Here is a 14,214-nt window from a genome sequence, read left to right as displayed (position 1 = left end):
AAGGCCGCAGGTTCAAATCCTGCCCCCGCAACCAATCACTAGACCTCCCCCAGCTTCACGCCTATAGGCATACGCTTTGTATAACCGGCAGAGGTATTTTTGTTGGTTATGATTAAATGATAAGATCAATGATATCGATATTACCATCTTGAAACTTTAGTACCTAAAAAACACTGATTAGGGTTATAAGAATCGTCAAAAAGATGAAGACATTTGTTCTGCTGCTCTTATTGAATCAGCCGAGTCGGTGGCATTGATACCTTTCAAATGCTCATTGTTTGGCGTGTGTGTAATGTAGAGCGGAAATAACGGCCGTTACGGCAATATACTATAACAGCTACTGAATTGTGTAGGGTGCGTGATTCAAGAAGGGCATACCTTTTGTCTCCGGAAGCTACTGAAATAGTTCTTGAAGACTGGCATAGTTGTCTCCGGAAAACCCGCGGATAGTTTACATACTTACATTCTGTACGAGATAATAGCGGGCAGAAAGCGTTCACTGAAGGTTTTATTGGGGGGGGGGCGAAAGCGTTGGCATTTTTATAATGTTGAACGTCTGCTGTGATATCGGGCATTTTATATTTGAGTTATTTGTGCACCATTGATTTTTTTGGATGTAGGGCAATATTTTGCATAATCTGACAAGTTCGCAAGGATTTTTGTCAACAGACTTGTGTTTTGTGTCAAATTCGTCTTAAAAAATCGTCGTTCCAAAAAGATGTTATCATATATCACTTTGCAAGGAACCGGTATATGTCCGTCAAATCCTTTACAAAGCGTAGTGATGTGGAAGGTAGATGGCCAGATACAAAGCGATTGCTTTTATATTAGTAATTTAACGGAAATATATCAATAGAAATCTAAGATCTTTTTTAAATATATTCGACGTTAATTACCTTATTTTTGAACGTAATGCCTTTGGGCCGAGCGTCAGAGCAAGGCATCTGATTATTTCAAAATCAGACGTTGAAAAAATAAGGCGATTTAGGAATTTACGGTACTCTAAAGGACAAATAATTAATGACGCCAAGTATCATTAGATTAATTGAAGCCGCTATGTCATATAAAAAACGAATCCGTTGTTTTATTTACGCGTTGGTTCATACTTCCTTGTGGTTTAAATATTTTACAATTGAAAAAATGTTCCGTTGGATGTTTACTTTGTTAAAAATATTTGAATCAAATAAATACGGACGGACTTGATGAAAGATTGGAAGAAGGTGGTTGGTAACGTAGGCAACCAACAATATTCAAACAGGCTGAAGGTATTGAAGGAGCGAGGAATTGATACTAAGGCGATTGAAGAAACTGTAGAAAAAACAATTGAAAATGTGATTAAGAACCGCAGTAGATCGTTTGTTATATTTGGGGAACCTCAAAGCGGAAAAACAGAGATGATGATAGCTTTGAATGCGAAACTGCTTGACAAAGGCACAGATGTCATCATTAATCTTGTTACTGACAGCGTAGATCTGCTGGAACAAAGTCTTTCTAGATTTCGTGAATCGGGTCTTAGTCCTTCACCAAAGCAGTATAATGAACTCTCGCAAGAACTTGACGATTTTAATCAAAGAAAATGGGTTATCTTTTCTAAAAAAAATGCCAGGGATTTAGAAAAACTTAAAACTCTTCTTCAACATCGAAAACATATTGTAGTTATTGATGACGAAGCAGATTTTGCATCTCCTAATGCGAAGGTAAACAAGAAAGAAAAAACGAGAATTAACCAACTCATACATGACCTTCTTGGGGAAACCGGGCAGTATATAGGTGTCACTGCGACACCAGCTAGGTTAAACCTAAACAATACATTCGAGAATGATAGTGAATCATGGGTGGAATTTCGCCCGCATCCGGATTATGTGGGGCAAGAATTTTTCTTTCCCTCCAACGGGGTGGTAGATTATCGTTTGCATACGTTTGATGCCGATAAAGGATCTGAAAGAGATGAATTGAAAAATGCAATCTTACATTTTTTGTGTGGTGTGGCTGAACAACATATGCGTGGTTTTGAGAAAAATTTTACGATGTTAGTCCATACAAGCGGCAAGAAAAATGAACATGATAACGATATTGCTGCTATACGAAAGACTATTCGTACACTTTCTACAAAAGGCAATCCATCATTTGGCGAGATCGTTGAAAAACTTAAAGAAATAGCGAACGAATACAGTGACAAAGGACCAGACGAAATTGTAGAATTTGTTCTGAGAAATATTTATAAAAATACAATAGTAGAGATAAATTCAAGTAAATTTAGTGCAAAAGTATCAGATATAGCTAAACCAAAATGTCTTTTCTCATTTGCTGCTGGAGGAAATATTATTTCAAGAGGTGTGACTTTTGATAATTTATTGTCAATGTATTTCACAAGAAGTGTGAAAGGAAAATTTTCTCAGGATACCTATATTCAGCGGGCTCGCATGTTCGGTGCCAGAAAAGAATATAAGAATTATTTCCAGTTGTGGTGTCCAACCGAACTTTTGAAGAACTGGAGCAAGTGTTTTGAATTTCACAATCTCGCGATTTCTGCTATGCGTAGTTCGTCGGGAGCGCCTGTTTGGCTTTCAGATCATAAGACAATCCCTACATCTTCTAATTCCATTGATAAGTCCACTGTAGATTTTGAAGACGGAGAGATGTCATTTCATTTGTTTAAGTATAACGACAATTATGATAAGGTCATGGATAGAGTAGACCGTACGAACAGTCAAATGTTAGATAGTTTGCGTAAAACATTTTCTGAAGAAGAGTTTCCTCAATACCTATACGAATATATAAAGCGTGATTTATCCGAAGACCCTAAGACTGATATTTCGTTCCATAAAACCAGTCATTTTGGGAAAAGTAATAGTAAGTATAGTGATGATGAAATCAAAAATATTCGGCGTAAAAAAGGAATTTTTTCAAATAATGAATTTTCTCGAAGTGAACATCCAAATGCAAAGCATCATCTAAAAATATTTCGCAATAAAGACGGATATGCTCGGCTGTTTTATAAGATTAATGGAGACGCAATTAAATTTATTAGAAATAAAAAATGAATCGGTTATTATAAAATACAAAATTAAGTTTGATAATATGTTTATATTTAATATAATGATATTATCATGCGATGTAATTCGAATAAATAATATAGATTTTATTATTGAAGAATAAGCCAGCGTAAAATAATGTGTTATTCTGCGAAAAAACGCGTTTTCGAATTTTATTTGTTGGACTTAAATTGTCGGGGTATAGAATGCCTTTGATGTCTAACGGTACAGTTAAATCGTCTTAAGTGAACAATGTAATAATTTTGCGTAAGTGTCTATTTCCCGAGGGTGTGTACAAAGGACTCATAAAAATCACAGACAACACCATTGTATCTTGAAATTAGATTGTTATAAAAGCCGTGATGAAGTCGCGGAAAAAATTGAGATGATTTGCAAAATAGCACCTCGGACGTTTTTCAGAAACAATTAAAGGTAAATTTGTGAATGAAATATATACACCCATTTCCTGCACGTATGGCGCCTGAAATTGCACTTGAGAAACTAAAAAATCTGAGAGCCGGCCAAGTTGTATTAGATCCGATGGCGGGTTCCGGTATGGTATTATCGCAAGCGGCGCGTAATGGTATTGCTGCCATAGGGATCGACATAGATCCTCTTGCTGAGCTCATTTCACGTGTTGGATCAACATCAGTTGATGAAAATGAAGTTCGAGCAGGTTTAGAAATATTATTAGAACGTTGTCTATCGGAAAAGGATCAAGTGTATTTACCTTGGATAGATGATGATATTCAAACTAAAAATTTCATTGATTTTTGGTTCGCACCTAAACAGAAAGAGCAGCTTCGTAAATTATCGTATTATTTGCATGCACAACCAATCAATGTTTCTAAGATTGTCTTAAGTCTTCTGAAAGTCACTTTATCCAGACTAATTATAACAAAAGAACCTAAAGCATCGCTGGCCAGAGATACCGCTCATAGTCGGCCTCACAGGACAATTCGTGAAAATGATTTTGATGTCTTTAGTGCGATGAGACTCTCTCTTGATCACCTTTTAAGGGCGCTTGATGTATCTTCAATTAAACTGAATGCGAGAACTTATGTGGGGGATGCGAGAAAACTAACTGTTGTTAAAAGCAATTCTGTAGATTGTATTGTTACATCTCCTCCTTACCTAAATGCTATTGATTATATGAGGGGGCACCGTTTGTCGCTTGTATGGTTAGGTTATTCATTGGCTAATCTTCGAAAAATTCGCATAAGTGAAATTGGTGCCGAGCGAGCTTTGAACGACACTATTAGCGGCAAATTTTCAGATGTACTTCATGATCTCGGATTGGATCTCCTTGAACGTAAAAGTAAATATATGCTTGCTCGTTATTTTTCGGATTTGATACAACAAACGAAAGAAGCATATAGGGTCCTGAAGAATAATAGCATAGGTACATATGTGATTGGAAATTCCACAATTCGTGGAATATACGTTCAAAACAATAAGCTGTTAAAGCTCGCCGGAGTTTCTGCTGGCTTTGAAGTTGTCGGTGAAACAACTCGTGTAATTCCGGATAGTCGTCGCTATATGCCTATGATGGTCGTTGGTAATAACCTTGCAAAGCGAATGCGTACTGAGCACGTTATAGATTTCAAAAAATAAGTTTTTTCTTTTGTAGTTACCTTTTAAACTTCGATTTTGAAATATTTTAAATAGATTATCATGTTTAAAAAGTGATTTTTGTCCAGTTTCAATTTTTCCTATAAGTATTTTATTAACATTTACAAAACTTAACTAGATAAATAAAAGAAAAATGCGTAAACACACCGTGTATAAAAGGTAATAAATTAAAAGTACGTATTTCCATTATTTTGAAAATTGAAATTTCGTTTTATTTTTTTAAAAGACAATAGAAAATCCTAGATGTCATATCCACTTTTTACCAGAAATGCTTGTCGTGCCTAATTGGTTAGCATGGTTAATAACAGTCTACAAGATAGAATCCAAGTATGAGCAACCAAGTTCTTTCGGAGTTTGCCGTTCCTTCAAAAGACTTAGAATTCCCGTTGCATTGTGAAACGAAATTTACATGCTGGAAAAATGGGCAAACACAAACCAAAGAAATATTTGGTAATTATTTCCCTGAGGTTTGGATACGGGCAAGGTAAATAGATTCTCATTAGATGTACAAGAATGAATGCATCTCGTGCAAAAAATTCCGGAGCCACATAGCGCAATTGAAATCTATTTGGTTTGTGATGCTGAAAGAAGGGTATCTCTTTATATAAAAGACAGATGGTCAGCGATAATTGGCCGATGAGGCAATTCAAAAGCGTCAGAACAATTGGAACGCTTTTCTATTCTCTTACTCAAGAGAATAATTAATAAAAACATCAGGATAAAAAGGTGAAAAGTTGAGATGGTGCCCAGACGCGAAGTAGGATAAAACAATAAAAACAAATACTTATAAAAAAGAGAGGGCAAAAAAGCCTCTTTGATAAACAATAGCTTTTTAAAACGTTGCCCTCTCTCTTATTACTCAAAAAAATAAAATTATTTTACTTTTTTGTGTTGACAAAAGCGGCGTCTTTTATGGGGTGGGAGCTATCATTGTTGGCACAACAATCATGTTAATTTTTTCCATTGATTTTGAGGGGCTGTAAATATCATTTGGGCAGACGCATCTTTGCCTCTCTCGTTTACTTGAAAGCGTCAATAATCTTATGCCAGTAAGCAGCAATTGCTCCACCTATTAATGCTGCAACAAGCGACACTAGCATAAGTGCACCGATTGCCCTTTCTCTCCACCGGTTGAATTCAGCAACTGGTTTTTCAACGCTTTCAATCCTTTTTAAAATTGCTTCAACGCGTCTATCGAGATCATCTTGAGAACGTTCAATTCGCGCGAGCCTGTCATCTTGTTCTTCCCTCTTTTGAGTATCGGTATTCATGTCTTCAATCAGGCGATCAAGCTTACCTTCAATCCGCCCGATCGCCCGTTCTTGGTTCTCCGTCATCATTCCCAGCATTTCTGTTTTTTTCCAAAACGATCAGTGGTGATTATCCATTTTGTGATTGCCGGTTCTGTTTGAACAAGGCGCGGTGCATCATTTGCTTTCGGTGGTTTTGTCCAGCCCGCGCAAGAGAATTTTGCATTGGTCTGGCAACCCGCCAACAGCAAGGCAGCGCTGATAAGGGTTAAGAGCTTCAACTTCATTTTCGACCTCATGTGATTGTTGGAAGGCGGTATTATCCGCCTTCATCCGATTGGTATTTTCGGTTCGTTTACCCATAAAAAAACCGCCAATAGCGGCGGCGATAATAAGAACAAGTACGATGGCTAAACGTTGTAATAGGTTCATGCTTCAGCCTCTTTCATCTGCTTAATGCCCCAATAAATTAGGAGCGCCGCACCGATCACCATGATGGCTGCTAACGCCCATTGGAATGGTCCCGAACCGGTGGCAAAACCGGTCAAGCCGGAAGCAGCACTGATAACCGGAGCAATCGTTTCCTTTTTGAAAAGCGGATTTTCTTTTTTTTGTTCCGGAACGACATCTTTGGACGTCACAAACGCGCCTTCCATCCACAAATACCCTTCGGCCCGCCGCCGGTTGACAAGGCCTTGAATTTTCTTGCCCCCCGCTTTTGTCCATTTCATCAGCTCGTTCGGGACCGCGTCATAATTGCCAGCGTTCAGTTTTTTAAGAAGCGTTGATTTCTTGAACGAAGTAAGGGGGATATTGTAAACAAACGAAACAAGAGCGGCGAACTGATTGTCATTGAGTTCCACCTTTACGAGGCTTTCAACCGCTGCTTCGTATTGTGTTAAATCTTTCAAAAGAATGCGTTCTGCTTCGGCTGCGGTGATGACCATTCCTGCACGTGGCTTTGGCTCGCCGGCTGTTGCCGTATGCCCATAGCCGATTGTCCAAACACCGCCAGCATCCTTATAGGCTTTGGTTTTGAGGCCTTCCCATTGTTTCAGTTTTGCAAGTCCGTGGGGGCTTATTTGTCGTGTCATGGTGTTTCCTTTGTGTTTATAAATGAAGGCAATAAAAAGCCCCGCAAAAGCGGGGCTGATTGCTGGTTTGGTGGAATTGGTTTTTAGATAGTGGCAGCCCAATTCCATAAAGTATCGAGCTGCGCATCCGGTATCTTGTTGACTTCGGCCATTTTCTTCAAGAGCTTGTAATCGCGGGTAAAGCTTGTTGCTTTTGTGATGTCGATCAACACGCTTTCACGGTCATCATCATCTGCAATGAAAAAGGGGCTGTCCTTATTTGCAATATCTGCAATCAGGTTTTCTTCTTTGACGCCGATTGCAAAAGCCGCCTGCCAGAATTGCCGGGCTGATAAAGAGGGGAATATTGGTTCAGGTGCAACAATCTTTTCGCCATCCCATAGCTTGCCATAGACACTGCCGCCTTTACCGAATGTTTCGCCATAATCTTCATCAATACCGATAATATCAAAACCCGCAATTTGCGAATGTTCTGGCTTGTCGGTCATAGAAATAATACTTCCCGTATCGTCGACAGCAATATAAAATTTATGCGGATATTTTTTGAAAAGGTCGTGCCACTCAATGCCGTCTTTATCTTTCAACACGTAAATGGTGACAGTTGCGGCTTTCTGGACAATATTGCCTTTGTCATCCTTGATATCTTCACCTAATTTAATTTTTTCTTCTGAAGCTGCGAGTTTACCAAAATTTTTCATTTTTTTACCACGCCCCTAAAGGAAACCAACCGCGATTTGCAATTTTAAGTTGCGGTTGACGGCCGCAGATACGTGTTCGTCCGCTATCTTCTCTAATGACGGCTGTGACGACATAGCCGGATGTCATTTCGGTCGGCCTCCCGGTTTCGATTGTGATATCTACCCACCCCACCATTTGGCTATCTGTTACACAGGCGTTTTGAACGGCTGCGCAGCTATCTTCAATCTGTTGATCAAGCCCCGCGATTTTCTCCCGTTCGGCAGCTGTCATTACTTTGTGATTAGGCGTTTCAGCTAGACTATCAGCATTAAAATCTGGTGGGAAATACTTGTGAGTGTCTGTTTCTGGTACGTTGTCAGTCGTGAGCCCGTCGACACGTTTGACAACATTATCAATGCTTTGGCGGTCTTTTGCCGTCATAAATTTACGGTCATCTGTTTCTTCGATTTTTCCCGCCGGTATAATGGGTGGCATAAACTTTCTGTCATCGGTTTCTTCCACGAAAGCTGCGGACATATTAACTGTTTCAAGCTGACCGGAAACACCCGTTGCGCGGATGAACTGGCCTTCCGTTGGCGTTAATTCGGCTAATGACGCGAGACAGCCCTTCGACAGACGTTCGAGCAACATAGCTGTTCGTCCTTGTAGACGAGAGCTTGCAGTCTTAAAAATGATGCGTAAATCAGCATCTGTAACAGCACAATCTTCTGGGCATGGGTCTGTCAATGTGCCGGAATTTTCACCCGTGATTGCGGCGATAATTAAAAATTTTGCAGCCTGAGCGATGTAAACATGGTCACCGGCTTGGACAGCACCATAAGATTGTAAATAAGCATCTTTTGTCTTGAAGTCTTTTGAACCGGCTACGGTCGTGATCTTTCCAACTGTATAATCATCTCCAGAGATAGGGAAATTAGGAAGAAGAGCCATTATTCACCTTCCTTTTTATCTGTTTGCTTTGCTTTCAACGCTGCTAGCTCTTGCTCGGCTTGGAAACGCAGATAAGCATTCTTCAAGCTCTGTTTCCGCCAGAATTCAGCTTCGGCCATAGCTTCTGCTGCTACAACCATCGGTGGTACTTGTATTTCGGTTTCATCTTGGTTCATTTCAAAGTCCTGTGATGTCAATAACCCAAAACTGTTGTACTTTGGCAGGATAATAATACATGCCACGCGGTCTATAAAAATCCGGTATTATCGGGTCTCTACCGCCTTCGCTTTCTTTGATCGGTTTAAAATTAACTCCACCGTTCCATGTCTGAGGCATGTAACAATAGTGTTCATACCAAGGTATTTTACCGGTGCCCCCACCATTTTTGACTTTTGCTTGGTAGACAACAGATGCCGTTCCGGTGCATCGAATTGGAAATGCTGTATATGTGTGTCCTTGTTTCAACGGTATATAGATGTCTTTTGGGTAAGCGATTTCATCACTTTTAGGCAACGCATCAACAGCGTGTCCGCTGATTTGTGGCAGTAATGGCGTATCCAGATTGAAGAAATATGATATATCAAGCGACCGCTGATTAGAGTCAAAAGCGATTGAACCATCTTCCCGATAAATGCGTAATCCGCCTTGAAATGGCAGGTTCTGTGGCAGGCTAAAAGCATACCATTGCACCGTATCATATGGCACACCTGAGCCAACCCGATAAATCCAGCTTGTTTCTTTCCTGTCTTGGAGGGCGCAACAAGAACCATTCGGCGAACTTGTTGCTACAATGATCGGCCCGTTCCAATCAATCCAAAGATCAGCAACTCCAGCTTCGTTCGTGGTCAAAGAGCCAGAACGGACTACAAAAAAGTTTTGGTAGGCATCGTCGATTTGGATGATGCCGGCATCGTTGTATATTTTAAGTCCTGCAGGCATTAATAAACTCCGTAGGTTATCCAAGTGGGATGATAATAACCTTTGCCGTTAGTCAACGGTCCCCAATGCCACTTCAATGTATTTCCGACAATTTCCGCCATTGCAAAACTATGATCTGAAAACTTGGATGTATCTTTTTGCTCAAAAACATTTGACCAATCGATCATTGTATAAAACCACGGCTGCCCCTGACTAAATTCTGGCACATAGATTTCACCATCATTGCGACTGTTCAGATAAAGAGTGCCGAAGTTGCGGGGTAGGCGGCTATCGGTATCTAAGATGATGTTTCCGTACTGGTCCCATATTCTAAGACCTTGTCCCATTTACCAAACTCCAAGTTGCACACGAAGACGCCCCGCATTATCGTAAACTTCATACCGGCTGTTCGTGAGTACTGATCTTCCCGAACCGGCATAACCACTGATTTCTACAGTCCCATCACGAGCTACCTTAAAACGGTTATTGATGTTCAACTCTCCCGCCGTGACGGTACCAATGTCAGCCGCATTGGAACGCAATACGCCGTTGGCAAATGAAAACGGTGGCGTGGTGAGATCGCCATTCGATATTACGACTTGGTCAGCAAGCAGAACCAATCTGCTTTGCGACGGCTTCACGTCAATGTAAAATGCCCCCGTCGACCAGTTGTTTCCGTCTCCAGTTTTGACGACAATTCCATGCCGTGCCCAGCCATCACCCGCCGCCGCAGAGACTTCGCTCTTAATTGTGATGCTACTTGCCACATTATCAACCTGAGAATTTAAGAATGAAATCTGCTGCGCTGTGGCTGTGACTTTTCCGTTTATGGTATCGACCTGCGCTTTTATTTCGTTAAAAGCCGTGGCGATATTGCCGTTGACTTCGGCTTCCAGTGTTTCCAATTTGGCAGCCAGTGCAGACGTTTTGCTTACTGCAACCGTGATTTGTTCTGTAAAATCTGCCCGTGCTTTTCCTAACGAAACTGTCAGTTCCCGTTTAATTGACCGGCTTAATTCATAGCCTCCAGACGTTGCATCGGCCGCAATGAGGCCAATCAGTTCGTTTTCTTCACGTATTGACCGGCGGTCATACGTTAGCCACTTGTTTAAATCTGCAACGTCGTCGAGGATTTGTCCGGTGTCATAATCTTCTTCTTTTGAATCGGCAACGACCTCAGCACACCATAGAGTTGACCTTGCAGGCTCTGTTATGACAGTTGCCCGAAAGGTGTATGATGTGCGCGGTGCAAATCCAGTCAGTCTAACCGCTGTTTGTGTACCCCGAACAATGTAGTTAAACTTTTGTTCAGGAACTTTCGTTTGCCAATATTCAATCTCGATGCCGGTGACAGTCACATCTGTAGGTTGTCTCCAAGTGATATCGAAAACCGGTATTTTCCGATGTTGATCTTCTGAAATGGCTTGGTTGGCCATAACTTGGAACTGATCTGGGAAATTCTGGAAAACCGGCCTTTGTGCTGGTTTGTTCGGTGAAAATTCCGGTATCTCGATTGCATCATCATAGATGCCAGCTCCGACTTCTTGTAGTGATAGATTTACATTTCTCGCCCCGTGTTTTCCGCATGGTGTCAATGAACGGCTGACAACACGAAAACTCGCGGTGCCATATAAGCTATGAACAAAACGGATCCAATCACCAACTTCCAACTTCCGCCAAAGCGGCCGTACAACCATGCTGTACTGCTTCTGATAGCGGTTCTCGCGTAAAGCGGAATTAGCCAAGCGGATTGCCTGACTGGCGATAAAAACGGCCTTGAAATCCAGCTGCGTTCCATGGTGTGAACCATCCGCTGCTAATGCTGCATCATCTAGTCGTGCGGGGTATGCAACTGCTTCCCATGATTTTTCTGGTTCGTTATAGGTGCCATGAACCGCATTAACGAGCTGTGAGCTTGAACGCTTCGGAGTGTAGTTAAGTGTTTCACCGATAATCAGATCATCTTCTGTTAATGTGGCAACAATCGGCTGTGTTACGCCGACGATAGGAAGATCACCGTCGACACTCTCGAGCAATGCACCTGCACAGGCTGTAAATAACGGTTCTAAATTATCCTTGTGCTGAACACCTTCACCTGCGCTAAAGATCATGCCAGAACGATAACGCTTTTCTGTCCCGACCATCTCATCGCAAAGGTTCATTGCCTCAACCCATTTTTGAACGGGTAAATCAGAGACAGACAAGTCCTTGCCGACAATCAGTTGACCGTTTACATAAAAGCCGCGTTCATAATTATAGGCCTGAACAATTGGGTTGTCGGAATAGCCCCATGTCTTCGGGTCTTCCCAACGTTGAGAGCCTTCTCCACCGTAACTGCTATCAAATCTCGGATCGTAACATTTTCCCTGACACTCGAACAGCAATTGCGGAGTGTTCGACATTTCGTTTTGGTCATAGTCGAAATAGACAATCGCATAGGCTAATCCAAAGCCGACATGATTGGCCGTCCATTGCCCGCCAGAACCTTTGATTAGATAATTATCGGCTGTAGTCTGGCTACCATCATAGATCTTTATCCTGATGAAACCTTTATGCTTTCCAGTTACTTCAAAGCCACGTTCTGAGTTATTATCACCGTTAAGTGAGCACCATTCATCATCAATAAGAACGCGTGTGACTTTATTAATGTAAAAGTCCGATAGCAACAGTACACGGGCAAGCGTCTTATTCCCATCTCCGAACGCACAAGTGAACAGCTCCTGACCAGCTATAGCAAATAAACCGACACCGATTTCACGTGGTTTTGAACCACCGTAAGTAACTGTAAGGCTTGTTCCACTTAATTGACTGTCGCTTGAGTGTGAGCTTTTCTTGGATTTCTTTTTTGTGAGAAGTCCAGCAATGACATTAAAGCCGACAGATATGACAGCTCGACCAACAAACCCCAAGCTTCCCAAAAAGCCAGCCACACCGGCAACGGCACTAGAAATCGCGCCTATGATTGGTGCTATAAATGCCATTAATTTACCTCAAAAGCGCGTTTAATCTGGCTGAATCCAACAAAAACAAGACCGAATTTACCCTTGCTTGCAAAACCGACACCGGTAAAAACTCCGGCGCATATCTGCCCTTCATACTCTACAACACCAATATCGCCCCGCATTGCATGAACGACTTTCTGTTCCTTGAAAACTTTAGAAAAAAGCTCTCCAAGGTCGTTGCAACCGGCTTTCTTCAAAACACGAGCTGCTCCAATTTCTGTCGTGTAATTACGGTATTCCTTTAGCCTGTCTTCACCTGTAACAGCTTGCACAGCGTCAGCAGCGAATTGTCCGCAATCCGATTTTCCGTATTCAAACGGTAATTCAGAATGTTTTTCGACAACACGAGCTAAAGCATCCTGCCAGTCCTTGGCGCGGTTCCAATTGCGCATTATGTTTTTCCAATTTTATAATTAAGGGGTGGTTTTCACATACGGATTGGCATTTACGCCTTCCGGTTTTGCCCCCACTGCACGACAGTTCTTGCTTCTGTTTCGGCAAATGAGAAAAAGTTATCGCCAGCGTTAATCAGATGCTGATCGTTATTTGACCGCATCCGATAACCTTCCCGATTGTTATCCATTGCCAAGCTCTCGCAGTTAGCCACGAGTTTACAGTCGGGTCCGTCTTGAAAATCGAGTGTATCAATCCGCCCTCGGTAGATTGTATCAACGAAAAGAAGGTCATAAGTGTTCGGGTCATAGATAGCTTCTTTGATAATAACTGGCCGTTGGTGCCATCCTTCATCTTGAATTGTAGCTAACAAGTCAGGCGTCAAACCATCGTCGGAACGTGCAGCTAACGTCAGCGTTAGACCTTGTGCCGTCATGCCCCATTGTCCGTTAATGGCCGAAATATCAATGATGCCCCCTGGTACGTATGTTAAACCGTCATATTCTAATTCTGTATCCGCCGCACAAAAGCCATAAGTACCGGTCGAAAATTCCAGCCTAACCATTTGGGATAACTTGATCGTGCCGATATTGAACAACTCTTCGGCTCTTGGTGTTAGACTTCTCAAAACCGGCTCTCCATAAATTGAAATTTCGCCGTACGTTGCGGGTAACCACTGGAAATCGAGAAGCTGTCGTTCATAGGCCGCATTATCAGTTCCATCCGATCAAAATATACGTTTGCACCAACCGAGATATAATTGGGAAGTTTTGGTTCGATCTCGATCAGATATCCGGTAGTATTGAATTCTGCTGAAATGACTAGTCCGAGCGCTCGACGATCATTATACTGGAAGGTGGCATAATCGCCTGAGGATAGCCGGAGAGCAGCGTTTACCCCCGTGACCGTGACGATGTTCCTATTCTCGATGTTCGCAAGCCTACCGACAGTTTTAGCAATTTCTGGATTATCCTTATTTAATCGAGGGCAAATATACATAGGGTGCCTGACGAGATATGACTTCATACCACCTCTCAAGCTCGCCCAAATTGCTTTAACGTCATCGAGTGACGGCAGCCCATCGTCTTTTTTTTGCCAGTTATTCGAGTATCCGCGTGTTTCGATATCTACTGTCCATCGAGGATCTGAATATTCAACCGTATTGATAAGTCCGCCGCCGCTTTCTGATTGAGAAATAAACCGTTGTAAGTTGAAGTCAAAAGACAGATACTGAAGGTCAGGTAATGTTCTGAATGCCATT

At 41.7% G+C, this 14,214-nt stretch carries 14 protein-coding genes; 2 read left to right on the top strand and 12 right to left on the bottom strand.

All coding sequences use genetic code 11. The annotated features are described in order from the left end of the window. Positions 1 to 1,202 precede the first annotated feature (1,202 nt). Both H3S83_RS11085 and H3S83_RS11080 read left to right on the top strand, forming a co-directional pair. A complete protein-coding gene (locus H3S83_RS11085; RefSeq protein WP_198239848.1) occupies positions 1,203 to 3,044 on the top strand; it encodes a Z1 domain-containing protein in 1,842 nt (613 codons plus the stop codon). A 435-nt stretch (positions 3,045 to 3,479) separates the two neighbouring features. Next, positions 3,480 to 4,649 carry a hypothetical protein gene (locus tag H3S83_RS11080; RefSeq protein WP_198223149.1) on the top strand — a complete coding sequence of 390 codons (1,170 nt, stop codon included), beginning with the start codon at positions 3,480 to 3,482 and terminating at the stop codon, positions 4,647 to 4,649. Positions 4,650 to 5,686: 1,037 nt separating this feature from the next. Here H3S83_RS11080 and H3S83_RS11075 read toward each other — a convergent pair. The 12 genes from H3S83_RS11075 to H3S83_RS11020 all read right to left on the bottom strand — a co-directional run bounded on the left by H3S83_RS11075 (position 5,687) and on the right by H3S83_RS11020 (position 14,213). After that, on the bottom strand, positions 5,687 to 6,007 hold the full coding sequence (locus H3S83_RS11075) for a hypothetical protein (protein WP_198239847.1): 321 nt from the start codon (positions 6,005 to 6,007) through the stop codon (positions 5,687 to 5,689). 87 nt (positions 6,008 to 6,094) lie between these two features. Beyond that, positions 6,095 to 6,349 carry a hypothetical protein gene (locus tag H3S83_RS11070; RefSeq protein WP_198239846.1) on the bottom strand — a complete coding sequence of 85 codons (255 nt, stop codon included), beginning with the start codon at positions 6,347 to 6,349 and terminating at the stop codon, positions 6,095 to 6,097. Continuing rightward, positions 6,346 to 7,011, bottom strand: a complete 666-nt coding sequence (locus H3S83_RS11065; RefSeq protein ID WP_198239845.1) for a lysozyme — start codon at positions 7,009 to 7,011, stop codon at positions 6,346 to 6,348. Before H3S83_RS11065 ends, H3S83_RS11070 begins: the two co-directional genes overlap by 4 nt. 83 nt (positions 7,012 to 7,094) lie before the next feature. Then, complete coding sequence (locus H3S83_RS11060) at positions 7,095 to 7,709, bottom strand: hypothetical protein (RefSeq protein WP_198239844.1); 615 nt, start codon at positions 7,707 to 7,709, stop codon at positions 7,095 to 7,097. A 4-nt stretch (positions 7,710 to 7,713) separates the two neighbouring features. Next, on the bottom strand, positions 7,714 to 8,640 hold the full coding sequence (locus tag H3S83_RS11055; RefSeq protein WP_198239843.1) for a hypothetical protein: 927 nt from the start codon (positions 8,638 to 8,640) through the stop codon (positions 7,714 to 7,716). Beyond that, entirely contained in the window at positions 8,640 to 8,816 is a 177-nt protein-coding gene (locus H3S83_RS11050; RefSeq protein ID WP_198239842.1) for a hypothetical protein, read from the bottom strand. Before H3S83_RS11050 ends, H3S83_RS11055 begins: the two co-directional genes overlap by 1 nt. Before the next feature lies 1 nt (position 8,817). Further along, entirely contained in the window at positions 8,818 to 9,579 is a 762-nt protein-coding gene (locus H3S83_RS11045) for a hypothetical protein (RefSeq protein WP_198239841.1), read from the bottom strand. Beyond that, a complete protein-coding gene (locus tag H3S83_RS11040; RefSeq protein WP_198239840.1) occupies positions 9,579 to 9,905 on the bottom strand; it encodes a hypothetical protein in 327 nt (108 codons plus the stop codon). Before H3S83_RS11040 ends, H3S83_RS11045 begins: the two co-directional genes overlap by 1 nt. Beyond that, the gene (locus H3S83_RS11035; RefSeq protein WP_198239839.1) at positions 9,906 to 12,539 is read right to left on the bottom strand and encodes a phage tail protein; all 2,634 of its coding nucleotides are present in this window, start codon (positions 12,537 to 12,539) and stop codon (positions 9,906 to 9,908) included. It lies immediately after the preceding gene. Next, a complete protein-coding gene (locus H3S83_RS11030) occupies positions 12,539 to 12,952 on the bottom strand; it encodes a hypothetical protein (RefSeq protein ID WP_198239838.1) in 414 nt (137 codons plus the stop codon). The genes H3S83_RS11035 and H3S83_RS11030 overlap by 1 nt, the downstream gene beginning before the upstream one ends. Before the next feature lie 53 nt (positions 12,953 to 13,005). Continuing rightward, positions 13,006 to 13,581 carry a DUF2163 domain-containing protein gene (locus H3S83_RS11025; RefSeq protein WP_198239837.1) on the bottom strand — a complete coding sequence of 192 codons (576 nt, stop codon included), beginning with the start codon at positions 13,579 to 13,581 and terminating at the stop codon, positions 13,006 to 13,008. After that, positions 13,578 to 14,213 (bottom strand): hypothetical protein, encoded by a 636-nt coding sequence (locus H3S83_RS11020; protein ID WP_198239836.1) that lies wholly within the window; start codon positions 14,211 to 14,213, stop codon positions 13,578 to 13,580. The genes H3S83_RS11025 and H3S83_RS11020 overlap by 4 nt, the downstream gene beginning before the upstream one ends. Between the last annotated feature and the right edge of the window lies 1 nt (position 14,214).

The organism is Bartonella sp. W8122 (assembly GCF_016102485.1).
Classification (GTDB): Bacteria; Pseudomonadota; Alphaproteobacteria; order Rhizobiales; family Rhizobiaceae; genus Bartonella; species Bartonella apihabitans.
Note: the sequence above shows the minus strand (reverse complement) of the source record. Positions and strands in the feature narration are given on the sequence as shown.

Coding starts and splice junctions, on each gene's coding strand:
- H3S83_RS11085 (WP_198239848.1), top strand. CDS start 1,203: ATGAAAGATTGGAAGAAGGTGGTTGGTAACGTAGGCAACCAACAATAT.
- H3S83_RS11035 (WP_198239839.1), bottom strand. CDS start 12,539: ATGGCATTTATAGCACCAATCATAGGCGCGATTTCTAGTGCCGTTGCC.
- H3S83_RS11075 (WP_198239847.1), bottom strand. CDS start 6,007: ATGATGACGGAGAACCAAGAACGGGCGATCGGGCGGATTGAAGGTAAG.
- H3S83_RS11070 (WP_198239846.1), bottom strand. CDS start 6,349: ATGAACCTATTACAACGTTTAGCCATCGTACTTGTTCTTATTATCGCC.
- H3S83_RS11055 (WP_198239843.1), bottom strand. CDS start 8,640: ATGGCTCTTCTTCCTAATTTCCCTATCTCTGGAGATGATTATACAGTT.
- H3S83_RS11060 (WP_198239844.1), bottom strand. CDS start 7,709: ATGAAAAATTTTGGTAAACTCGCAGCTTCAGAAGAAAAAATTAAATTA.
- H3S83_RS11020 (WP_198239836.1), bottom strand. CDS start 14,213: ATGGCATTCAGAACATTACCTGACCTTCAGTATCTGTCTTTTGACTTC.
- H3S83_RS11040 (WP_198239840.1), bottom strand. CDS start 9,905: ATGGGACAAGGTCTTAGAATATGGGACCAGTACGGAAACATCATCTTA.
- H3S83_RS11030 (WP_198239838.1), bottom strand. CDS start 12,952: ATGCGCAATTGGAACCGCGCCAAGGACTGGCAGGATGCTTTAGCTCGT.
- H3S83_RS11050 (WP_198239842.1), bottom strand. CDS start 8,816: ATGAACCAAGATGAAACCGAAATACAAGTACCACCGATGGTTGTAGCA.
- H3S83_RS11045 (WP_198239841.1), bottom strand. CDS start 9,579: ATGCCTGCAGGACTTAAAATATACAACGATGCCGGCATCATCCAAATC.
- H3S83_RS11065 (WP_198239845.1), bottom strand. CDS start 7,011: ATGACACGACAAATAAGCCCCCACGGACTTGCAAAACTGAAACAATGG.
- H3S83_RS11080 (WP_198223149.1), top strand. CDS start 3,480: ATGAAATATATACACCCATTTCCTGCACGTATGGCGCCTGAAATTGCA.